We start from the raw sequence: 21,168 nt of genomic DNA, 5'->3' as shown, positions 1-21,168 counted from the left end.
AAGAAGCACCGCGATGACCACCGAATCCACCCCGCCCGCACCGGCCCCGGAGGCCGACACCGTGTTCGGTCCGACGTTCATGCAGAACCCCTATCCCTCCTACGACGTCCTGCGCACCGAGGCGCCGGTCGGCCGGCACGTGGTGAAGACGCTCGCCTCGGAGGTCAACGCCTGGGTGGTGACCCGGCACGAGGACGTCCGGGCGCTGCTGGCCGACCAGTCGCTGTCCAAGGACGCGCTCGGCCTGCCCCGGATCATCGAGCGGCACGCCCTGCACCCCGACGGTTCGGCGGGCAGCAACCCGCGCAGCATGCTCTTCAGCGACCCCCCGGACCACACCCGGCTGCGGCGGATCGTCTCCAAGGCCTTCACCATGCGCCGGGTCGAGCAGATGCGGCCGTGGATCGAGGAGTTGGCCGACGACCTGGTCGAGGACATCGTGCCGGGCGCGGAGTTCGACCTGGTCGAGCAGATCGCCCTGGCCTTCCCGATCTACGTGATCGGCGCCCTGCTGGGCGTGCCGGTGGCCGACTTCGCCGATCTGCGCCGCTGGAACGGCGTGCTCACCAGCGTCCGGTCCACCGCCGCCGAGAAGCGGGAGGCGGTCGGGCTGGCGTACGGCCACCTGGCGGCGGTGGTCGAGGCCAAGCGCAAGGAGCCCGCCGACGACCTGGTGAGCGCGCTCATCGACGCCGAGGACGACGGCAACCGGCTGGACGGCGGCGAACTGATCTCCAGCCTGTTCCTGCTGATGAACGCCGGCTACGAGACGACCGCGAACATGATCAGCAGTGGCGTGCTGGCGCTGATCCAGCACCCCGACCAGCTGGTCCGGCTCCGGGCCGACCCCACCCTGCTGGCCGGTGCGGTCGAGGAATTCCTGCGCTACGAGAGCCCGTTGAACCTCGCCACCATCCGCTGGACCACCAAGCCGGTCCAGGTGGGCGAGGTGACCATCCCGGCGGACGAGATCGTCTTCGTCTCGCTCTGCGCCGCCAACCGGGACCCGGCGGTCTTCGCGGACCCCCACCGGCTGGACGTGGGCCGCACCAGGAACCAGCACCTGTCCTTCGGCCACGGCATCCACCACTGCATCGGCGCCCCGCTGGCCCGCCTGGAGGGCGAGGTGCTGTTCGGCCGCTTGCTGAGCCGCTTCCCCCGCTGGGAGCTCGCGGTGCCGGCCGACCGGCTGGTCTGGCGGCACAGCCTCCAGTTCCGCGGGCTGGAGAGCCTGCCCGTCCTGCTGTCCTGACCGGCACCCGCCCGGCCTGCCCGGCCCGCCCGGACCGTTCCGTACGACCGAGCGTGCCCGACACATCCCGACTGACACATCCCGACCGACACATCCCGAGCAACAGATTCCGACCGACAGATTCCGACCCGAGAGAGACGAGATCACGATGACCGACAACGCGGTAGCCGGCACGGCGGTGGGCGAGGGCAAGGTCGCGGCCTTCTTCGACGCGTGCGCCCGGGACGCCTTCGACGAGGCGGTCGCCTGCTTCGCCGAGGACGGCGTCTGGAGCGTGGCCGAGGGGCCCGAGCCCGGCACCACCTACCGGCGCGACGAGATCCGGGACTACCTGGTGGACCTGGTCAAGAAGCGCGAGGAGTTCGGCGACCAGGGGATCGCCCTGGTCTTCGAGCCGGCCGTGGTGGTGGGGGACCGGCAGATCATCGAGTTCACCCTGCGCGACGCCACCGGCCGGGTGCTGGACCGGGGCGTGGACCTCTTCACGCTCAAGGACGGCCTGATCCTCGTCAAGGACGTGTTCCGCAAGGCCTGACATCCCCGGTACCCGACCGTCCCGGTACCCGACCGTCCCAGGGCCCGACCCCCAGGGCCCGACCGTCCAGGGCACCCGACCCCACCCGTCATGACCGCCGGGAGCACCCGGCACCCCTACCGAAGGAACGATGGACAATGTTCGAGAACCTCAGTGAGCACCTGGTCACCTTCGCCAACGACATCGACTTCGAGGACCCGAAGGTCGGACAGAGCGGCACCTACGTGGCGGAGCTGCGCGATCCGTCGGGTGCCGCGATCGGTACGGTCGACGGCTTCTACAAGATCGTCACGCGCCGCGAGAGCGACGACGAGCTGATGACCTGCATCACCGAGAAGATCGCGCTCGCCGACGGCGACGTGCACGTCGAGGCCTGGGCGCGGTTCAGCAACCTGGTCTCCGGTGAGTGGCTCTACTGCCCGGTGGTCGGCGTGAGCGGCAGCTACGCCGGGCGCACCGGGGTCCGCCAGTGGCGCCCGGTCGACCCCGGCAAGGTCGCCGAGGCCAAGCTGGTCTTCTTCTCGACCCTGCTCTCCTAGCCGGGACGCATGGACACGACTCCGGACACGGCCGGCCCCGCGGGCCCCGCGAGGTCCGCGGACCTCGCGGGCTTCGCGGGCAAGGTCGTACTGATCACCGGCGGGGGCGGCGGAATCGGTTCCGCCGCCGCCCGGCGGTTCACCGCCCAGGGCGGTCACGTCGTGCTGGCCGACATCGACCGGGCCCGCGGCGAGGCGGTCGCCCGGGAGACCGGTGCCCTGTTCGTCCGGGCCGACACCGCCGAACTGGCCGACAACGAGCGGCTGGTGCGGGCCGCGGTCGACCGGTTCGGCGGCCTGGACGCCGTCTGGCTCAACTCCGGTGTCCTGGGCGGGAGCGCGATCGGCGACGGGTTCGATCCCGAGGCCTACCGGCGGCTGCTCGCGGTCAACGTCGACTCGGTGGTCTACGGGGTGCAGGCCGCGCTCCCGGCGCTGCGGGCCCGTGGCGGGGGCTCGATCACGGTCACCGCCAGTACCACCGGGCTGCGTCCCTCGCCCGACGTGTTCTATGCCGCCTCCAAGCACGCCGTGGTGGGGCTGGTCCGGTCGCTGGCGCCGGCGCTCGCGGGCGACGGCGTCACCCTCAACGTGCTCTGCCCGGGCGCGGTCGAGACGCCGCTGATCGCCGGGCGCCTCGCCGCCTGGCGGGCCGCGGGGGTGGCGGTGGCCGCCCCGGACCTCGTGGTGGACGCGATGGCCGTAGCCGTGCGGGACGGGCGCACCGGACAGGCGTGGGTCGTCGCGGCGGACACCGGCATCACCCGCTTCGAGTTCGCCGACCTGGTCGTCGCCGGGGAGGGCCGGCTGCGCTTCGCCGACGGCCGGGTGACCAGCACCACCGCCGGTCCGCACGACGACGGCGGCCACGACGCCCCGGGCGACGCGCCCGGCGCCCGCCCCGGTGACCCGGCGGCCGCCCCCGCCGCCCCGCCGGCCCCGGGTCGGTGACCCGGGGCCGGCCCCTGCCCACCGTCATGAGAGAGGACCCGAATGCTGTCCATCAAGGCCGCCGTCGCCCGAGGCAAGGGCGGGCCGTTCACGGTCGAGGACGTCCTGCTGGAGCCGCCCCGGGCCGACGAGGTGCTGGTCCGGCTCGTCGCCACCGGCCTGTGCCACACCGACCTGCTGGCGCTGGACCAGATCCTCCCGCCGGGCCTGCCCGCCGTCCTCGGGCACGAGGGCAGCGGGGTGGTCGCGGCCGTCGGCGCGGGGGTGACCTCGGTCGCCCCCGGCGACCCGGTGGTGCTGGCCCCGATGTGCTGCGGCTCCTGCCGCCCCTGCCTCACCGGCCACCCGATGCACTGCGCGTCGTTCCTGCCGCTCAACCTGCGCGGCCGGCGGGCGGACGGCTCGACTGCCTACCGGGACGCGGACGGCGCCGAGATCAACGGGCACTTCTTCGGCCAGTCCTCCTTCGGGGACCACGTCGTCGCCCACCGGCGCAGTGTCGTGAAGGTCCGTGAGGACGCCCCGCTCGAACTGCTCGGCCCGCTGGGCTGCGGGCTGCAGACCGGCGCGGGCGCGGTGCTCGGGGTGTTCGCGGCACCGCCCGGGAGCAGTCTCGTGGTGTTCGGCGCCGGGCCGGTGGGGCTGGCGGCGGTGATGGCGGCCAGGATCGCCGGCTGCTCACGGATCATCGCCGTCGACCTGAACCGCGCCCGGCTGGACCTCGCGCTCGAACTCGGTGCCACCGACGTGCTCGACGGCGCCCAGGACGGCGTGGCGGCCGCCGTGGTCCGGCTCAGCCGGGGCGGTGTCGACTTCGCGCTCGACGCGGTGGGCCTGCCGCGGACCGCCCGGGCCGCCGTGGAGTCGCTGGCGGTCGGCGGAACGGCCGGCATCGTCGGGTCGGCGGGTACCGGGCAGGACCTCTCGGTCGGGCTGGTCCAGCTGCTCGGCCGCACGGTGAAGGGCATCCTCCAGGGCGACAGCGTCCCGCAGCTGCTGATCCCGCAGCTGCTGGACTTCTTCCTGGCGGGCCGGTTCCCGCTGGACCGGCTCGTCCGCTCGTACCCGCTGGCCGACATCAACCGCGCGGTCGCGGACTCGGTCGCCGGAGCGGCCGTCAAACCGGTACTGCTGCACGGCCCGACGCCCGCCTGAGCCGGGCGCCCGCCTGAGCCCGGTGCCCGCCTGAGCCCGGTGCCCGCCCGGTGCCCGCCCCTACGGGCCCGGGCGGGCACCCGCGCCACCCGCGCGTCCCGCGCCACCCGCGCGTCCCGCGCGTCCCGCGCCACCCGCGCGTCCCGCGCGTCCCGCGCCACCCGCGCGTCCCGCGCCACCCGCGCCACCCGCGCGTCCCGCGCGTCCCGCGCGTCCTACAGCGCGTACGGCCGGTGCGTCCCGGCGAAGGCCGCGGCGTCCCAGTCGCCGCCCAGCTCGGGCGCCAGCGAGGCGGCGGCCAGCGCGGCGAAGTCCGGCGCGGCGCCCGCGTGCGCCGGGAGGGCGCCGAGCAGCGGAGCGTCCGCCGACCGGGGCAGGTCGGCGAGGTTGCAGCGCTCGGCGAGCCCGGGGCGCTGCGGCCAGGAGCCGACGACGACGCCGGCCAGCGGCAGCTCGCGCGCCCGCAGGGCCTCCGCCGTGAGCGCGACGATGTTGAGCGTGCCCAGCCCCGCCGAGGCCACCAGCAGCACCTCGGCCGCGAGACCGGCCCGCCGCACCGCGCGCGCCTGGTCGGCCAGCGTCCGGCCCTCGTCGTCGTAGTGCACCAGCAGTCCGCCGGCGCCCTCGACCAGGACCAGCTCGTGCGACGCGGCCAGCGCCGCGACCTCCGCCGCCACCTCGTCGGGCGACACCGGGGGCAGTCCGGCGCGCCGCGCCGCCGTGTTGGGGGCCAGCGGCTCCGGGTACCGGGCCAGCTCGCGCGTGGTCAGCCGGCCGGCCGGCGCACCCGAGGCCGGGTCGGCGGCGAGGCGGCGGACGTCGTCCACGTCGCCCGGCTCGCCGGCGGCCAGACCGGTCTGGCCGGGCTTCAGCACCGCGACCCGCGCGCCGCCCCGCAGCGCCGCCGAGGCGACCGCGGCGGTGGCGACGGTCTTGCCGATCTCGGTGTTGGTCCCCGTGACGAACAGGATCCGCGCGCTCATCCGGCCACCGCCGCCGCCGTCACGGCCGCGGCGATCCGCGCCACGTCCTCGTCCTGCGTCACGTACGGCGGCATCGTGTAGAGGAGGTCGCGGAACGGCCGCAGCCAGACGCCCTTCCGGGCGGCCGCCTCGGTCGCCGCCGCCACGTCCACCGGGTGGTCGAGCTGCACCACCCCGATGGCCCCCTGCACCCGTACGTCCCGGACCCCGGGCAGCTCGGCGGCGTCCGCCAGGCCGTCCCGCAGACCGCCCTCGATCCGCTTCACCTCGACCTGCCAGTCCTGGCCCAGCAGCAGGTCGATCGAGGCGTTGGCGACCGCCGCGGCCAGCGGGTTGCCCATGAACGTCGGCCCGTGCGCCAGCACCGGCATCTCGCCCCGGCTGATCCCGTCCGCGACCTCGGCGGTGCAGAGCGTGGCCGCCATGGTCAGGTAGCCGCCGGTCATCGCCTTGCCCAGGCACATCACGTCCGGCGAGACGCCGGCGTGGTCGGCCGCGAACAGCGCGCCGCTTCGGCCGAACCCGGTGGCGATCTCGTCGAAGACGAGCAGCACCCCGTGCCGGTCGCAGAGTTCGCGCAGCATCCGCAGGTAGGCGGGGGAGTGGAACCGCATCCCGCCCGCGCCCTGCACCACCGGCTCGACGATCACCGCGGCCAGTTCGCCCGCGTGCCGCTCCATCAGCGACTCGAACCGCGCCGCGTACCCGGCGTCCGGCGGGGCGTCGAAGCCGGCCGGCGGCTGGGGTGCGAAGAGCTGGTCGGGCAGCACCCCGCCCCAGAGGTGGTGCATGCCGCCCTGCGGGTCGCAGACCGACATCGGGTGGAAGGTGTCCCCGTGGTAGCCGCCGCGCCAGGTGAGCAGCCGCCGCTTCTCCGGCCGCCCGACGGACTGCCAGTACTGCAGGCACATCTTCATCGCCACCTCGACCGCCACCGAGCCGGAGTCGCCCAGGAAGACGTGCCGCAGCGGTTCCGGGGTGATCTCGACCAGCCGGGCGGCGAGCCGTACGGCGGGCTCGTGGGTGAGCCCGCCGAACATCACGTGGCTCATCCGGCCCAGCTGGTCGCGCACCGCCTCGTCCAGCACCGGGTGCCCGTAGCCGTGGATCGCCGCCCACCAGGACGACATGCCGTCGACCAGCTCGCGCCGGCCCGCGACGGGCTCGGCGAGCCGCAGCCGCACCCCGGACGCCGATTCGACGACGTAGGGGGTGGCGGTGCCGGGCATCGGACCGTACGGGTGCCAGACGTGCGCCCGGTCGAGGGCGAGGAGGGTGTCGGTGGTCAGCTGAGCCATGGTGAGTCTTTCCCTGCGGACGGTCAGGCGTTGGGGGCCAGCTCGGTACCGGCACCGCGCCGGCGGACCCGGACGAGGTCGCTGCGCAGCCCGTCGCCGGTGTTCGCCCCGGCGACGGCCGTCCCGGCCCCGGCGGTCTCGGTGGCCTCGGCGGTGTCCGCCTCGACGGCCGGCGCGGTGTGCCCGCCGCAGGGCCCGCAGCCCCCGGCCTGCTCCGCGGTCGGCTGTTCGGCCGGCGCGGCGTGTCCGCCGCACGGCCCGCAGCCGCCGCCCGTCCCGCACGCGCCGCCCTCGGCGGCGGCCGCGATGTCGGCCCGGTGCCGGGGCAGGGTGGCCTCGCCGGCGCCCTCCACCTCGAAGCCCGCGTCCTTGATCATGTCGAGGTCGGCCTGGCCGGCCTGGCCCTCGCTGGTCAAGTAGTCGCCCAGGAAGATCGAGTTGGCGATGTGCAGGCCCAACGGCTGCAGCGAGCGCAGGTGGACCTCGCGCCCGCCCGCGATCCGCACCTCGACGTCGGGGCAGACGAAGCGGACCATCGCCAGGATCCGCAGGCAGCGCTGCGGGGTGAGGTTCCACTCCTTGGCCAGCGGGGTGCCCTCGAACGGGATGAGGAAGTTGACCGGTACCGAGTCCGAGCCCAGCTCGCGCAGCGCGAAGACCACGTCGACCAGGTCGCCGTCGCTCTCGCCCATGCCCGCGATCAGGCCGGAGCAGGCGGACAGGCCCGCGCCGTGCGCCTTCTGCACGGTGTCCACCCGGTCCGCGTAGGTGTGGGTGGTGGTGATGTCCCCGTAGGTGCCCTCGGAGGTGTTGAGGTTGTGGTTGTACGCGTCGGCGCCGGCCGCCCGCAGCCGCTCGGCCTGGTTGTCGGAGAGCAGGCCGAGGCAGGCGCAGATCTCGACGGCCGGGTCGGCGTCCTTGATGGCCGAGATGGTGTCGGCCACCCGGTCGATGTCACGGTCCGTCGGGCCGCGGCCGCTGGCCACCAGGCAGACCCGCTTGGCGCCGCCGGCGACGCCCGCCTTCGCCGCCTCGGCGGCCTGGTCCGGCTTCAGCCAGGTGTACTTGAGGATCTCGGCCTTGGAGCCCAGCCGCTGCGAACAGTACGAGCAGTCCTCCGGGCAGAGCCCGCTCTTGAGGTTCACCAGGTAGTTGAGCTTGACCCGGCGGCCGAACCACTGCCGGCGCACCCGCCCGGCGGCCGCGACCACGTCCAGCAGCTCGTCGTCGGTGGTGGCGAGGACGGCCAGGGCCTCCTCGCGGGTGGGGATTTCCCCGCGCAGGCCCTTGGCGGTGAGGGTATCGAGCAGATCCATGAGGCTGATCCTGCCTGCTGGCCGTCGGGCGACGCCAGAGGGAACCCACCAGAAGATCTCCGGGAGGATGTGCGAGTTGTCACAGTGTCACAGCTCACGGTAGTGGTGCAGGTCACGTCCCCCGGGGGCCGGGGTTACCGACCGGTAGTACGGGTGATCGTCAACGGCCCGCCCCCGTGATCTCCACCACCCGCGCACTGCTTAGAATCTGCGCCATGACCACGCAGGGGGAGCGGACCCCGCCATCGGGTGACCAGGAACAGCACGGAGCCGCCCGGCCGGCCGAGGCCCATCGACAGCCGCCCGGGAGATTCGGCGCCCGCCGGGTCGTGGGCTGGGTCGTGGTGGCCGGCGTGGTGGCGGCCGGCGGCTGGATCATCACCCGCCCGGCGCCCGGCGACTGGATACCCGGCCTGGGCCCGGCCAGCAAGGACGCCTCCAGCACCCCGCGGGTGGTCGGCAGTCCGCCGCCGCGCGCCGCGACCGACCCCGAGGGCCTCAACGTCGACACCCTCTTCCCCGCCCAGCGGGTGATCGAGGTCGGCGCCTACCGGGGCAAGCGCGCCGGTGTCCGGCAGGGCGAGAGCTGCGCCGAGACCCTCCAGGACCGCGCCGAGGACCTGCTGCGCGACAGCGGCTGCCAGGCCTACCTCGCCGTCAGCTTCGCCGGCCAGGCCCAGCCGGTGCTCAGCAGCGTCACCCTGCTGCGCTTCGCCGACCACGCCGCCGCCGCCAGGGCCGCCGAGACCCTGCGGGCCAAGCCGGGCGCGCTCACCTTCATCCTCCCGGACGCCTCCACCGCCCCCGCCCAGCCCGCCGGCAGCGCCAAGCCCGGCTCGGAGCAGCGCGTCGCGGCGGTCGGCCAGTACGTGACGGTCACCAGCTCGCGGCCCGTCGAGCCGCACGGCGCCCCGCCCGCCCCCTCCGGCCCGCCCACCCCGGTCGGCGCCCCGTCCACCGCCCCGGCCGGCGGCGAGCAGGCGCTCGACGAGGCCACCCGGGCGGTCTCCTACTCGGCGGGCGCGCCCTTCGTCTGGATGTGACGCGGCGGCGGGGCCCACCCGTGGTGGACCCCGCCGCCGTCGGGTGGTCAGCCGTCGAGCCGGTCCACCGCGGTGACCCGCAGGACCGCCCGGCCCTCCTCGTCGGAGCCGTACAGGTCGACCTCGGCGCTGATGCCCCAGTCGTGGTCACCGGCCGGGTCGTCGAAGATCTGCCGGACCTTCCAGGAGGAGTCCTCCTCCTCGATCAGCAGCATCTTCGGGCCACGCGCGTTCGGCCCGGTCCCGAGGTCGTCGTGCTCGTCCCAGTACCCGTCCATCGCCTCCGCCCAGCGGTCCGCGTTCCAGCCGTACTCGCCGTCCAGCTCGCCGAGGGCGTGGTAGTTCTCCAGCGCGGCCAGCTCGACCCGGCGGAACAGCTCGTTGCGCACCAGCACCCGGAACGCCCGCGCGTTGGCCGTCACCGGCGCCGGCTTGTCGTCCAGCGCGACCTCGGGGGCCTGCGGATCGGTCGGGTTGGCCAGCTGCTCCCACTCGTCCAGCAGGCTGGAGTCGACCTGGCGGACCAGCTCGCCGAGCCAGGCGATGACGTCCTTGAGGTCGTCGGTCTTGAGGTCGTCGGGCACGGTCTGCTCCAGCGCCTTGAAGGCGCCGGCCAGGTAGCGCAGCACGATGCCCTCGGTGCGCGCCAGGTCGTAGTGGCCGACGTAGTCCGAGAAGGTCATCGCCCGCTCGTACAGGTCGCGGACCACGGACTTCGGCCGCAGCTCGTGGTCGCCGATCCACGGGTGCGCCCGCCGGTACACCTCGTAGGCGTGGGTGAGCAGCTCCTCCAGCGGCTTCGGGTAGGTGATCTCCTGGAGCCGCTCCATCCGCTCCTCGTACTCGATGCCGTCGCGCTTCATCTCGCCGATGGCCTCGCCGCGGGCCTTGTTCTGCTGCGAGGCGAGGATCTGGCGGGGGTCGTCGAGGGTGGCCTCGACCACCGAGACGACGTCCATCGCGTACGAGGGCGAGGTCGGGTCGAGCAGCTCGAAGGCGGCCAGCGCGAAGGTGGAGAGCGGCTGGTTGAGGGCGAAGTTCTCCTGGAGGTCGAGGGTCAGCCGGACGATCCGGCCCTCCGCGTCCGGCTCCGGGAGCCGCTCGACCACGCCGCCCTCCAGCAGCGAGCGGTAGATGGCGATGGTGGTGCGGATGTGCCGGCGCTGCGCGCCGCGCTCCTCGTGGTTGTCGGTGAGGAGCTTGCGCATCGCCTCGAAGGCGTTGCCGGGCCGGCCGATCACCGACAGCAGCATCGCGTGGCTCACCTTGAACCGGGAGACCAGCTGCTCCGGGTCGGCCCCGATCAGCCGCTCGAAGGTCTCCTCGGACCACCCGACGAAGCCCTCCGGCGCCTTCTTGCGGACGATCTTGCGCTTCTTCTTCGGGTCGTCGCCCGCCTTGGCGACGGCCTTGTCGTTCTCGATCACGTGCTCGGGCGCCTGCGCGACGACCTGCCCGACGGTGTCGAACCCGGCCCGCCCGGCCCGTCCGGCGATCTGGTGGAACTCCCGGGCCCGCAGCACCCGCACGCGCACGCCGTCGTACTTGGACAGCGCGGTGAACAGCACCGTGCGGATCGGCACGTTGACACCCACGCCGAGCGTGTCGGTCCCGCAGATCACCTTCAACAGCCCCGCCTGGGCGAGCCGTTCGACCAGCCGGCGGTACTTGGGCAGCATGCCAGCGTGGTGCACGCCGATCCCGTGCCGCACGAAGCGGGACAGGTTGCGGCCGAACTTGGTGGTGAAGCGGAAGTTGCCGATGAGGGCGGCGATGGCGTCCTTCTCCGCCTTCGAGCACATGTTGATGCTCATCAGCGACTGCGCCCGCTCGACGGCTTCCTTCTGGGTGAAGTGCACGACGTAGACCGGGGCCTGACCGGTCTTCAGCAGCTCCTCCAGGGTGTCGTGCATGGTGGTGCGGCGGTACTCGTAGAACAGCGGGACGGGCCGGGTCGCCGAGCGGACCACGGTGGTCGGCCGGCCGGTGCGGCGGGTCAGGTCCTCCTCGAAGCGGCGGACGTCGCCGAGTGTCGCGGACATCAGCAGGAACTGCACCTGCGGGAGTTCCAGGATCGGGATCTGCCAGGCCCAGCCGCGGTCCGGCTCCGCGTAGAAGTGGAACTCGTCCATGACGACCTGGCCGACGTCGGCCCGGGCGCCGTCCCGCAGCGCGATCTGCGCCAGCACCTCGGCGGTGCAGCAGATGATCGGCGCGGTCGGGTTGACGCTCGCGTCGCCGGTCATCATGCCGACCTGCTCGGTGCCGAACATCTTGCAGAGGTCGAAGAACTTCTCCGAGACCAGTGCCTTGATCGGCGCGGTGTAGAAGGTCCGCTTGCCCTCCGCCAGCGCGGCGAAGTGCGCACCGGCCGCCACCAGGCTCTTCCCCGACCCGGTCGGCGTCGCGAGGATGACGTTGTTCCCCGACACCAGCTCGATCAGGGCCTCCTCCTGCGCCGGGTACAGCGTGATCCCGCGCTCCTCCGCCCAGGCGGCGAACGTCTCGTACAGCGCGTCGGGGGTAGCGGGCTTCGGCATCAGATCAAGGAGGGTCACCCGGCTATCTTGCCTGCTCGCGCACACCCCGGGCAAAGCCCGGGGCTCAGCTCCTCCCCGGAGCCGCGGGCGCCCGCGCGGCGAGGCGCACCCCGGCGCCCCCCTCCTGCCGGACGGCCTCCCCGGCGGCCCGGTGCGCGAGGTCGACGAACGCCCGGGCCCGCTTCCGGTCCGACAGCGCCGGCAGCCCGAGGCCACCGCCGACCTCGATCCGCCGGTAGACGGCGCCGGAACGGCCGCCCGGGCGTGTGCCGCTTCGCACATTGCCCGGGTCGCGCCCGCCGTGCCAGAGTGCCGGGCATGGCCCACCGCACCGCGTCCGAACCGCCCGTCCGCACTCCGGCGGACGCCGTTCCCGCCCCCGCCGCCGTCTTCGACTGGCTCGACGAGACGGCCGAGCTGCGGGCCCGGGCGGGCCTCACCCGGACGCTGCGCAGCCGCCCGGCCGAGGACCCGGTGCTCGACCTCGCGGGCAACGACTACCTCGGGCTGACCAGGCACCCCGCCGTCACCCGGGCCGCCGCCGACGCGGCGCTGCGCTGGGGCGGCGGCGCCACCGGCTCCCGGCTGGTCACCGGAACCACCGCCCTGCACACCGAACTGGAGGGCGAGCTGGCCGAGTTCTGCGGGGTGGAGGCGGCCCTGGTGTTCTCCTCCGGCTACACCGCGAACCTGGCCGCGCTGACCGCGCTCACCGACCCGGACACCCTGATCGTCTCCGACGCCTACAACCACGCCTCGCTGATCGACGGCTGCCGGCTCGCCCGCGGCGACGTCCACCGCGCCCCGCACAGCGACCCGGACGCCGTCCGGGCCGCGCTCGCCGAACGCACCCACCGGCGGGCGCTGGTGGTCACCGACTCGGTCTTCTCCGTCGACGGCAACGCCGCCCCGCTGCGCGGACTCTCCGCCGCCGCCCGAGCCCACGGCGCCGCCCTGCTGGTGGACGACGCGCACGGCCTGGGCGTGCTCGGCCCCGGCGGCGCCGGTGCGCTGGCCGCCGCGGGCCTGGCCGGCGAGCCCGACACCGTCGCCACCGTCACGCTGTCCAAGTCGCTCGGCTCGCAGGGCGGCGCGGTGCTCGGCCCGCGCCGGGTGATCCGCCACCTCACCGAGACGGCGCGCACCTTCATCTTCGACACCGGCCTGGCCCCGGCCGCCGCCGGCGCCGCCCTCGGCGCCCTGCGCCTGCTGCGGGCCGAGCCGCACCGCGCCGAGCGGGCCCGCGAGGTCGCCCGCACCCTCGCCGCCCGGCTCACCGCCGCCGGCCTGCGGGCCTCCACCCCGGACGCCGCGGTCGTCTCGGTCCGCGCCCCCGGCCCGGAGGCCGCCGTGGCCTGGGCCGCCGACTGCCGCCGGGCCGGTCTCGCGGTCGGCTGCTTCCGTCCGCCGTCCGTCCCGGACGGCGTCTCCCGGCTGCGCCTCACCGCCCGGGGGGACCTCACGGACGGCCAGATCGCCGACGCGGTCCGGATCATCGCCTCCCTCGCCCCGGCCGGCGCGCACTCCGCCTGACCGCACCCGCCCCCCGCAACCACGCACCGGTCGGTCCGCGTCCCCTCCCGGGGGCAGTGCGCTCCGCCGGGGGGCGGAGCGAATTGCGGGGGAGCGGGGGCGGCGGATGCGGCGGCCGCCGCGCTGTGCGGCGTCGGCCCGCTGGCGCCGAGCCGCACCGCACCGCACCGCACGCGGCCCCGGCCGCCGGGTGGTCCGGGGAGCCCGGCCGGTACGTTCGCGGACGCTGCGCACCGTGGCACGAGGGTCCGAGCGAGAACTGCCCGGGAACGTTCAACCCCGCGCACGGCGCACCCGTCTCCTCCTGCACGTTCTAGGAGGACGTCGGCCACCTGGCCGTCAGGACCGTCCGCTGCGAGGACGGCGTCTGCCGCGCGAGCGGGGTGAAGCCGGTGGCGCACTGGCCGGCGATGAGCCTGTTCGGACTGGCCGCCGTGCCGTTGGCGGCCTTCCTGCTCGTCGTCGGCTTCAGCGGCCCGAACTCCTGGGAGCGGCTGTTCGTCGGGCTGCCCCGGGTCACCGGCGGCGTGCTCGCGCTCGCCTTCCGCTGCCTCCTCGTCTCCGGCGAGGCCGCGGAGCACTCCTGACCGCCGCCCTTCCCGACCGCCGGCCTCCGGAGCCGAACCGGGCGGCCGGTCGGTGCGTCCCTGCAACCGGGGGCGACGGAACAGGGGTGGCGATGGATCCGGACATTCGGCGGGCACTGGTGAAGGCGCTGACGATCGCCGCCGCCGTGCTGGCGCTGCTCGGGGTGGGCGGCTGGGGCGCGGTGACGGCGGGGGAGGGGCTCGGGTACGCGACCGGCCTCTCCGGCACCCCCGGTGTGCTGGTGGCGGACCGGTGCCTGCGGACCGACTCCGCCGAGGCCGTCCCGACCGAGACCGGCGACTGCCGGGGCACCTTCTACCCCGACGGCGGCGGCCTGCCGAACGAGTACGCCCGGATCGACTGGAAGGTCGACACCCACAACCGGGTCCGGGTCTCCTGCGAGGACGGCGAGTGCCGCCTGGCGGGCACGGCCGGGCTGTTCAAGTGGCTGAGCCTCTTCCTGTTCGCCCTCGCGGCGATCACCCTCGGCGCCTGCCTGGCCGCCCGGCTGCTGAAGTCGCTGATCCCCTGGAAGTGGCTGGTCACCGCCCTGGCGATCACCACCGGCGCCCTCCTCACCGGCGCCTTCGCCTTCCTCCTGGGCGGCCTCGCCGCAGGCTGAAGCCCCGCCCTCGGCGCTCGCACAGGAAGTCGGACCCGCCGACTTCCTGTGCGAACAGGGTGGCCTCAGGGCCCCGGCGCCGTCCGGTGCTGCGCCGGGGCCTCAGAACCCCGCCAGCTCCAGCAGGAACGCCGTCTCCGCGTCGTGCCGGCCCGCTGCCGCGCGGGGGGCGGCGACGGTCACCGCGAGGGCGCGGCACCAGGCCAGGACGCGGGCCGGATCGGCGCCGGGGACGCGGGCGCTCAGGTCGGCGATCGCCCGGTCCAGGGCGGGCCGGTCGGTGACGCCGTCGAGCACCCAGTCCACCAGGTCGAAGTCCGGGTCCCCGAGGGACGGGCGCGGGTCGATCGCGACCGGTCCGGCCGGGCCGTCCAGGACGTTGGCCGGGTGCAGGTCCCCGTGGACGAGCGCGAGCGGCCCGCCGGCCGCCAGCTCCCGGGCGAAGGCGCGCGCCCCGGGCGGCACCGCGCCGGGCGCGCGCCGTTCGGTGAGGTCGAAGAGGAACTCCACCCGGTCGCCCAGCGGCCGCAGGGCCAGCCCGTCCACCGGCACCGAGCGCAGGGCGCCGAGCAGCGGCGCCACCTCCGCCGGCCGCCAGGCCCGCTGCCGCAGCGGCGCCCCGGGCTCCACGTCCGCCAGCAGCAGGGCGTTCGCCGCCGGGTCCGTCGCCAGGAGCCGCACCACGGACGGCAGCCCCGACCAGGCCCGCAGGGCCACCGCCTCCTGCGCGGCCACCTCGGGATCGGGCGTCAGCTTCAGCCAGACCGCGGCGCCGTCACCGCGCTCGCAGCGGAACACCCGGGACGTCCCGCCGCCGCCGGCCGCGCGCAGCTCCAGGCCCCAGCGCCGGGCCAGCTCCTCGACCACCGCCGGGAGGGCCGCGCACCAGGCCTCGGCCGCCGGGCCGAAACGGACCGTCAGCCGGTCCCGGACCTCGGCCGGCACCGTCACCAGGTCACCCGGAACCGCCCCGCCCGGAACCACCCCGCCCCCGTTCACGGCCGCCCCACCACCAGCAGCGCCTCCGCGCCCACCGGGCGGTAGCCGGCCGCCTGGAACGCCCGCACGCTGGTGGCGTTGCCCGGCGCCTGCTGCGACCAGATCCACTCGCCCTCCGGGAGCAGATGCCGGGCGCTCGCCGCCAGCGCGCGCCCCAGGCCCCGGCCGCGCGCCGACGGGTCCACCTCGATCGCGCACTCCCACCGTCCGGCCACCCCGCGCCCGAGCACCAGGACCCCGCCGTCGACCGTGAAGACCCGGACGTCCTCGCGGTAGCGCAGCGCGCGCACCACCCGGGGGTGCGCCCGGTCGCGGACCTCGGCCAGCGGCAGCGGGGGAGCGCCGGGCAGCCGGCCGGCCACGGTCAGCAGGTCGATGGTGCCGGCCACCCGGCCGGTCCGCTCGGCGAGCGCGGTCAGGAAGAGCGGGCAGAGCGGTGCGGCCAGCGGGTCGCTCGGCACGGCGGCCAGCGCGGCCCGCACCCAGGCCGGGTCCTCGTCGGTGAACACCACGGCGTGCGCGGAGAACGCCAGCACCCCGGCCTCGCGCGCCGACGGCTGCGGCACCACCGTCACCGAGCCGTCCGGCGGCGGGAACAGTCCGCCCGCCGCGTCGGCCATGATCTCCCGCAGCCCGCGCCCGCCCACCCCGACGCCCCCCGTTCCACCCGTTCCACCCGTTCGGAGAGCGTCAGCCTATGCGACCACCGCGCGGTGCCCGCCGCCCCGTCAGGTCTTCCGGGCCCGGCTCGGCTGCACCCGGCTCGGCTCGCCGGGGGCCTTCGGATGGTCGGGCGGGTACGGCAGCTCGCCCAGCCCCTCGTCCCGCAGCTGGCGCTCGTACAGCTCCAGCAGCCCGTCCAGCCGGTACGCCTTGTCGTCCATCTCCGCCTGGAGGTCGCCGAGTTCGGCGAACCGCGGTGGCACCGTCCGCAGGTCGAAGTCCTCCGGTGCGGCGTCGTCCAGCTCTTCCCAGCGCAGCGGCGTCGAGGCGGTCGCCCGGGGGCGGGCGCGCAGCGAGTAGGCGGAGGCGATGGTCCGGTCCCGGGCCATCTGGTTGTAGTCCACGAAGATCCGCTCGCCGCGCTCCTCCTTCCACCACGCGGTGGTCACCCGGCCCGGCATCCGCTGCTCCAGCACCCGGCCGAGCGCGATCACCGCGTGCCGGCCGTCAGTGAAGGTCCACCGCGGCTCCAGCGGCACGTACACGTGCACCCCGCGTCCGCCGGAGGTCTTGGGCCAGCCGCGCAGTCCGTGCTCCTCCAGCACGGCGCGGAGTTCGTGGGCAGCCAGGGCGGCGTCGTGGAAGTCGGTGCCCGGCTGCGGGTCGAGGTCGATCCGCAGCTCGTCGATGTGGTCGGTGTCGGTGCGCCGCACCGGCCACGGGTGGAAGGTCAGACAGCCCAGGTTGGCGGCCCAGAGCACGGCGGCCGGCTCGGTGGGGCAGATCTCGTCGGCGGACCGCCCGCTCGGGAAGCTGATCCGGGCCGTCGGCAGCCACTCCGGCAGGCCCTTCGGCGCCCGCTTCTGGTAGAAGAACTCGCCCGTGACACCGTCCGGGAACCGCTGCAGCGTGGTCGGCCGGTCCCGCAGCCCGCGCAGCACCCCGTCCGCGACGGCCAGGTAGTACTGCGCGACGTCCAGCTTGGTGAAGCCGCGCTCGGGGTAGTACACCTTGTCCGGATTCGACAGCCGTACGCTGCGCCCGGCGACATCCAGTTCCACGGCTGCGCCCATGCCTCTCACGCTAGACGCGCTCCGCCCGGCGCGCGCCCCGGAACGGTTGGCGCGAGGATCGGAGCCATGGACCTGCCCGTGATGCCGCCGGTGGCGCCGATGCTCGCCAAGTCGGTCGCCAAGATCCCGCCGGGAATGCAGTACGAGGCCAAGTGGGACGGCTTCCGCACCGTCGTCTTCCGCGACGGCGACGAGGTCGAGCTCGGCAGCCGCACCGGAAAGACGCTCACCAGGTACTTCCCCGAACTGGTGGAGGCCCTGAAGCGGGAGCTGCCGCCGCGCTGCGTGCTGGACGGCGAGGTGGTGATCGCCCGGGACGGCCGGCTGCGGTTCGAGGAGCTGCTGGAGCGGATCCATCCGGCGGCCAGCCGGGTGCGGCTGCTGGCCGAGCGCACCCCCGCCTCCTTCGTCGCCTTCGACCTGCTCGCGCTCGGCGACGTCTCGCTGCTCGACGAGCCGCTCTCGGTGCGCCGCCCGGCCCTGGAGGCGGCGCTCGGCGGGGCCGCCGACCCGGTCTTCACCGCCCCCGCGTCCACCGACCGCGAGCTGGCGCAGAGCTGGTTCGCCGAGTTCGAGGGGGCCGGACTGGACGGCGTGGTGGCCAAGCCGCTGGACCAGCCCTACCGGCCGGGGGAGCGGACCATGTTCAAGATCAAGCACGAGCGCACCGCCGACTGCGTGGTGGCCGGCTACCGCGAGCACAAGAGCGGACCGGTGGTCGGCTCGCTGCTGCTCGGCATCAACGACGCCGAGGGCCGCCTGCAGCACGTCGGCGTCTGCGCCGCCTTCTCGATGGCCCGCCGACGTGAACTCGTCGAGGAACTGGCGCCGTTGCGGATGACGGACGTCTCCGCCCACCCGTGGGGCGGCTGGGCGGACGAGGCCGCCCACGCCGATGCCCGGCTGCCCGGCGCGGTCAGCCGCTGGACCGGCGGCAAGGACCTCTCCTGGGTGGCGCTGCGCCCCGAGCGGGTGGTCGAGGTGGCCTACGACCACATGGAGGGCACCCGGTTCCGGCACACCGCCCAGTTCCGCCGCTGGCGCCCGGACCGCACCCCGGAGAGCTGCACCTACGCGCAGCTGGAGGAGCCGGTCTCCTACGACCTGGCCCGGGTCCTGGGGAGCTGACCGGCCGACGGTCCCCCCGGTCGGCTCCCCGGGCCACCGGGGGGACCGCTCAGGTCACCGAGGCGGACGGCGACGAACTCGCCGTCGCGGGCGGGAACGAGTACACGTTCCCCGGCGAGACGATCTCGGTGATCGCCTTGGCGAAGAGCGTCGACGGCTCCTCGCCCTGGGACGAGATGTCCGTGTTCAGCAGCACCGCCAGGGTGGCCTGCGCCGACGGCAGGTAGACCACGGCGCTCTGGTAGCCGGGCAGCGAGCCGTTGTGCCCGACCCAGCCGTGGTTGACGAACAGCCCGAGCCCGTAGCCGACGTCCGGCAGCGGGGTGGGCGGCGTCACCAGCCGCTCGGCCTGGGTGGCCGGCTTGAGCAGCGTGCCGGTGGCCAGCACCTTCGCCCACTTCTGCATGTCGGCCAGGTCGGAGATGACCGCGCCCGCCGCCCAGGCCCAGGACGGGTTCCAGTCGGTGGCGTCCGCGATCGAGCCGTCCGGCGTCTGGTCGGTGTACCCGCGGGCGTGCGGCTGGGGGAACGCCGCGTCGGTCGGGAAGACCGTCCGGCCCAGCCCGGCCGGGTCGAACACCTGCTGCTTCAGGAAGACGTCGAGCGGCTGCCCGCTCAGCTTCTCCACCACCAGGCCGATCAGCACGGTGTTGGTGTTGCTGTACTCGAAGGCGCTGCCCGGGGCGAAGTCCGCGGGGTGGTCGAAGGCGTAGGAGAGCAGCTGCTGCGGGGTGAAGACGCGGTTCGGGTCGTTGACCACGGCCTGCTGGAAGTCCGGGTCCGCGCTGTAGTTGAAGAGGCCGCTGCGCATGTCGGCGAGCTGGCGCAGGGTGATCGTGTCCCCGCCGGGCACGCCCGCGATGTACTTGCCGACCGGGTCGTCCAGCCCGGCCTTGCCCTGGTCGACCAGCCGGAGCAGCCCGGTGACGGTGAAGGTCTTGGTCTCGCTGCCGATCCGCATGTTCAGCCCGGTGACCATCGGCGTACCGGCGACCTTGTCGGAGACGCCGAAGGCCTTGAGGTAGCTGCCGTCGGGCGTGGTCAGAGCGACCATCACCCCGGGGACGGAGGCTTCGCTCAGCACCATCTGCACCGCCGAGTCCAGCCGGGCGGTGACGTCCGGGGTGAGCGCGGCCACGGTGCCGCCGGACGTCGGCGAGGAGCCGGACGCGCTCGGCGAGCCCGAAGCCGAGCCGGAAGCGGAGGACGAGGCGGAGGACGGTCCGGACGACGGACCCGACGACGGGCCGGACGGGCTCGCCGAGGGGCTGAGCGCGGCGGGGACGGCCGTGACCGCGCCGGCGGGCGGGGGGTCGGACGCCGTCCGGCCGGAGCAACCCGCGGCGGCCAGCAGACCGGTCAGGGCCAGTACCGCGGTGGCCGCCCGCACGGAGCGGCGGGGGAGCGGGGCGAGCGGCCGTCGTGTCTTCGTCATGATCGGAGCGCCTCTCTGGGCCGAACGGCCCCGGAGCGGCGCTCCACGGGGCCATGGGGGAGCGATCGCCACCGTATGCGCGCCACGACCGGCCCGCGCGCGGGCCGCCGCCGCACTGGCCCGAACGGCCCCACCCCCGGTCACCCCGGAACCGCCGGCGCGCCGAACCAGCCGAACCCCCGGTCACCCCGGCCCGGTTCATGCCCGGCCGGGCCGCCGCGCCCGTGTCGAGCGCCCCCCGGCGCTCCGCCGAACGGGTGGCCACCGGCACGCCGCGCCGGTCGCCGGGCCCGGCTCGGGCACGATCGTTTAGCCCAGCTGTGGCGCCCCTTAAGAATTCCTCGATGGACCGCACCCCCTCCCACCAGGCAGATTGCTCCATGTTCGGTGCGAGGAGGCAGGAGCAGCCACCCCGCCGGGCCCCGTCGGCCTGCCCACACCAGGCCGCCCCACCATGCGTCAGGAGCCGCCGCAGTGAAGGCACTCGTCAAGCAGAAGGCAGAGCCCGGACTCTGGCTGATGGACGTCCCGAAGCCTGCCATCGGCCCCGGCGAGGTGCTGATCAAGGTGCTGCGCACCGGGATCTGCGGCACCGACCTGCACCTCCGCAAGTGGGACGGCTGGGCCCAGCAGACCATCCGGACCCCGCTCGTCCTCGGCCACGAGTTCGTCGGCGAGGTGGCCGAGATCGGCGCGGCCGTCGCGGACATCTCGGTCGGCGACCTGGTCAGCGGCGAGGGCCACCTGGTCTGCGGCAAGTGCCGCAACTGCCTGGCCGGCCGCCGTCACCTCTGCCGCAACACCGTCGGCCTCGGGGTCGGCCGGGACGGCGCCTTCGCCGAGTTCGTCGCGCTGCCCGCCTCCAACGTCTGGGTGCACCGGGTCCCGGTGGACCTCGACGTCGCGGCGATCTTCGACCCCTTCGGCAACGCCGTGCACACCGCGCTCTCCTTCCCGCTGGTCGGCGAGGACGTGCTGATCACCGGTGCCGGTCCGATCGGCATCATGGCCGCCGCCGTCGCCAAGCACGCCGGTGCGCGCAACGTGATGATCACCGACGTCTCGCCGTACCGCCTCGACCTGGCCCGCGAGGTCGGTGTCACGCTGGCCCTGAACGTGGCCGAGCACACCATCGAGGAGGGCCAGCAGAAGCTCGGCCTGCGCGAGGGCTTCGACGTCGGCCTGGAGATGTCCGGCCGCCCCGAGGCGATGCAGTCGATGATCGCCAACATGACCCACGGCGGGAAGATCGCCATGCTCGGCCTGCCCGCCGAGCAGTTCCCGGTCGACTGGGCCTCGGTCGTCACCTCGATGATCACCATCAAGGGCATCTACGGCCGCGAGATGTTCGAGACCTGGTACGCGATGTCCGTCCTGCTGGAGGGCGGGCTCGACCTCAGCCCCGTGATCACCGGTCGCTACGCCGCCGCCGACTTCGAGGCCGCCTTCGACGAGGCCGCGAGCGGCCGCTGCGGCAAGATCATCCTCGACTGGACCGTCTGAGACCGTCTGACC

Annotated in this window: 20 protein-coding genes; 11 read left to right on the top strand and 9 right to left on the bottom strand. The window is 74.6% G+C overall.

Features of this window, described 5'->3' with window-relative positions:
* The first annotated feature begins 13 nt into the window (after nucleotides 1-13).
* From ACZ4UX_RS17450 to ACZ4UX_RS17430, 5 genes are all read left to right on the top strand, one after another.
* Nucleotides 14-1,252, top strand: a complete 1,239-nt coding sequence (locus tag ACZ4UX_RS17450) for a cytochrome P450 family protein (RefSeq protein ID WP_465707282.1) — start codon at nucleotides 14-16, stop codon at nucleotides 1,250-1,252.
* A 148-nt stretch (nucleotides 1,253-1,400) separates the two neighbouring features.
* On the top strand, nucleotides 1,401-1,787 hold the full coding sequence (locus tag ACZ4UX_RS17445) for a nuclear transport factor 2 family protein (RefSeq protein ID WP_352294862.1): 387 nt from the start codon (nucleotides 1,401-1,403) through the stop codon (nucleotides 1,785-1,787).
* A gap of 137 nt (nucleotides 1,788-1,924) precedes the next feature.
* On the top strand, nucleotides 1,925-2,326 hold the full coding sequence (locus tag ACZ4UX_RS17440; protein WP_329486217.1) for an allene oxide cyclase barrel-like domain-containing protein: 402 nt from the start codon (nucleotides 1,925-1,927) through the stop codon (nucleotides 2,324-2,326).
* A 9-nt stretch (nucleotides 2,327-2,335) separates the two neighbouring features.
* The gene (locus tag ACZ4UX_RS17435; protein ID WP_465707281.1) at nucleotides 2,336-3,277 is read left to right on the top strand and encodes an SDR family NAD(P)-dependent oxidoreductase; all 942 of its coding nucleotides are present in this window, start codon (nucleotides 2,336-2,338) and stop codon (nucleotides 3,275-3,277) included.
* Nucleotides 3,278-3,319: 42 nt separating this feature from the next.
* On the top strand, nucleotides 3,320-4,432 hold the full coding sequence (locus ACZ4UX_RS17430) for an NAD(P)-dependent alcohol dehydrogenase (RefSeq protein ID WP_465707280.1): 1,113 nt from the start codon (nucleotides 3,320-3,322) through the stop codon (nucleotides 4,430-4,432).
* Between the two features lie 215 nt (nucleotides 4,433-4,647).
* Here the strand turns inward: ACZ4UX_RS17430 and bioD are convergent, their stop codons facing one another.
* The 3 genes from bioD to bioB are packed head-to-tail and all read right to left on the bottom strand — an operon-like array spanning nucleotide 4,648 to nucleotide 8,029.
* Complete coding sequence (gene bioD, locus ACZ4UX_RS17425; RefSeq protein ID WP_465707279.1) at nucleotides 4,648-5,415, bottom strand: dethiobiotin synthase; 768 nt, start codon at nucleotides 5,413-5,415, stop codon at nucleotides 4,648-4,650.
* On the bottom strand, nucleotides 5,412-6,713 hold the full coding sequence (locus ACZ4UX_RS17420) for an adenosylmethionine--8-amino-7-oxononanoate transaminase (RefSeq protein ID WP_465707278.1): 1,302 nt from the start codon (nucleotides 6,711-6,713) through the stop codon (nucleotides 5,412-5,414). Before ACZ4UX_RS17420 ends, bioD begins: the two co-directional genes overlap by 4 nt.
* A 23-nt stretch (nucleotides 6,714-6,736) precedes the next feature.
* The gene (gene bioB, locus ACZ4UX_RS17415) at nucleotides 6,737-8,029 is read right to left on the bottom strand and encodes a biotin synthase BioB (RefSeq protein WP_329486212.1); all 1,293 of its coding nucleotides are present in this window, start codon (nucleotides 8,027-8,029) and stop codon (nucleotides 6,737-6,739) included.
* A 215-nt stretch (nucleotides 8,030-8,244) separates the two neighbouring features.
* Between bioB and ACZ4UX_RS17410 the strand changes: the two genes are divergently transcribed.
* A complete protein-coding gene (locus ACZ4UX_RS17410; protein WP_465707277.1) occupies nucleotides 8,245-9,072 on the top strand; it encodes a hypothetical protein in 828 nt (275 codons plus the stop codon).
* A gap of 47 nt (nucleotides 9,073-9,119) precedes the next feature.
* Here ACZ4UX_RS17410 and ACZ4UX_RS17405 read toward each other — a convergent pair whose 3' ends face one another.
* Nucleotides 9,120-11,612 (bottom strand): DEAD/DEAH box helicase, encoded by a 2,493-nt coding sequence (locus ACZ4UX_RS17405; protein ID WP_465707391.1) that lies wholly within the window; start codon nucleotides 11,610-11,612, stop codon nucleotides 9,120-9,122.
* A 64-nt stretch (nucleotides 11,613-11,676) separates the two neighbouring features.
* Entirely contained in the window at nucleotides 11,677-11,892 is a 216-nt protein-coding gene (locus tag ACZ4UX_RS17400) for a hypothetical protein (RefSeq protein ID WP_465707276.1), read from the bottom strand.
* 38 nt (nucleotides 11,893-11,930) lie between these two features.
* Here ACZ4UX_RS17400 and ACZ4UX_RS17395 point away from each other — a divergent pair, with 38 nt between their 5' ends.
* From ACZ4UX_RS17395 to ACZ4UX_RS17385, 3 genes are all read left to right on the top strand, one after another.
* Complete coding sequence (locus ACZ4UX_RS17395) at nucleotides 11,931-13,145, top strand: 8-amino-7-oxononanoate synthase (RefSeq protein ID WP_465707275.1); 1,215 nt, start codon at nucleotides 11,931-11,933, stop codon at nucleotides 13,143-13,145.
* 392 nt (nucleotides 13,146-13,537) lie between these two features.
* Nucleotides 13,538-13,732 carry a hypothetical protein gene (locus tag ACZ4UX_RS17390; protein ID WP_465707274.1) on the top strand — a complete coding sequence of 65 codons (195 nt, stop codon included), beginning with the start codon at nucleotides 13,538-13,540 and terminating at the stop codon, nucleotides 13,730-13,732.
* Between the two features lie 92 nt (nucleotides 13,733-13,824).
* On the top strand, nucleotides 13,825-14,355 hold the full coding sequence (locus tag ACZ4UX_RS17385) for a hypothetical protein (RefSeq protein WP_329486206.1): 531 nt from the start codon (nucleotides 13,825-13,827) through the stop codon (nucleotides 14,353-14,355).
* Nucleotides 14,356-14,457: 102 nt separating this feature from the next.
* On the opposite strand, the gene ACZ4UX_RS17380 is transcribed toward ACZ4UX_RS17385, so the two are convergent.
* The 3 genes from ACZ4UX_RS17380 to ligD form a co-directional block, all read right to left on the bottom strand.
* The gene (locus ACZ4UX_RS17380) at nucleotides 14,458-15,306 is read right to left on the bottom strand and encodes an aminoglycoside phosphotransferase family protein (RefSeq protein WP_465707273.1); all 849 of its coding nucleotides are present in this window, start codon (nucleotides 15,304-15,306) and stop codon (nucleotides 14,458-14,460) included.
* 44 nt (nucleotides 15,307-15,350) lie between these two features.
* Nucleotides 15,351-15,974: a GNAT family N-acetyltransferase gene (locus ACZ4UX_RS17375; RefSeq protein ID WP_465707272.1), complete on the bottom strand. Its 624-nt coding sequence runs from the start codon at nucleotides 15,972-15,974 to the stop codon at nucleotides 15,351-15,353.
* A gap of 108 nt (nucleotides 15,975-16,082) precedes the next feature.
* Nucleotides 16,083-17,090, bottom strand: a complete 1,008-nt coding sequence (ligD, locus tag ACZ4UX_RS17370; protein WP_329486204.1) for a non-homologous end-joining DNA ligase — start codon at nucleotides 17,088-17,090, stop codon at nucleotides 16,083-16,085.
* Between the two features lie 66 nt (nucleotides 17,091-17,156).
* Here ligD and ACZ4UX_RS17365 point away from each other — a divergent pair, with 66 nt between their 5' ends.
* On the top strand, nucleotides 17,157-18,218 hold the full coding sequence (locus tag ACZ4UX_RS17365; protein WP_359839077.1) for an ATP-dependent DNA ligase: 1,062 nt from the start codon (nucleotides 17,157-17,159) through the stop codon (nucleotides 18,216-18,218).
* A 49-nt stretch (nucleotides 18,219-18,267) separates the two neighbouring features.
* Here ACZ4UX_RS17365 and ACZ4UX_RS17360 read toward each other — a convergent pair whose 3' ends face one another.
* Nucleotides 18,268-19,653 carry a serine hydrolase domain-containing protein gene (locus ACZ4UX_RS17360; protein ID WP_465707271.1) on the bottom strand — a complete coding sequence of 462 codons (1,386 nt, stop codon included), beginning with the start codon at nucleotides 19,651-19,653 and terminating at the stop codon, nucleotides 18,268-18,270.
* Between the two features lie 474 nt (nucleotides 19,654-20,127).
* Here ACZ4UX_RS17360 and tdh point away from each other — a divergent pair, with 474 nt between their 5' ends.
* The gene (gene tdh / locus ACZ4UX_RS17355) at nucleotides 20,128-21,156 is read left to right on the top strand and encodes an L-threonine 3-dehydrogenase (RefSeq protein WP_465707270.1); all 1,029 of its coding nucleotides are present in this window, start codon (nucleotides 20,128-20,130) and stop codon (nucleotides 21,154-21,156) included.
* Nucleotides 21,157-21,168: the final 12 nt, after the last annotated feature.

It is taken from the genome of Kitasatospora sp. NPDC028961, assembly GCF_055564815.1.
The sequence above is the reverse complement of the archived record's forward strand: the minus strand, read 5'-3'. Positions and strand labels throughout refer to the sequence as shown.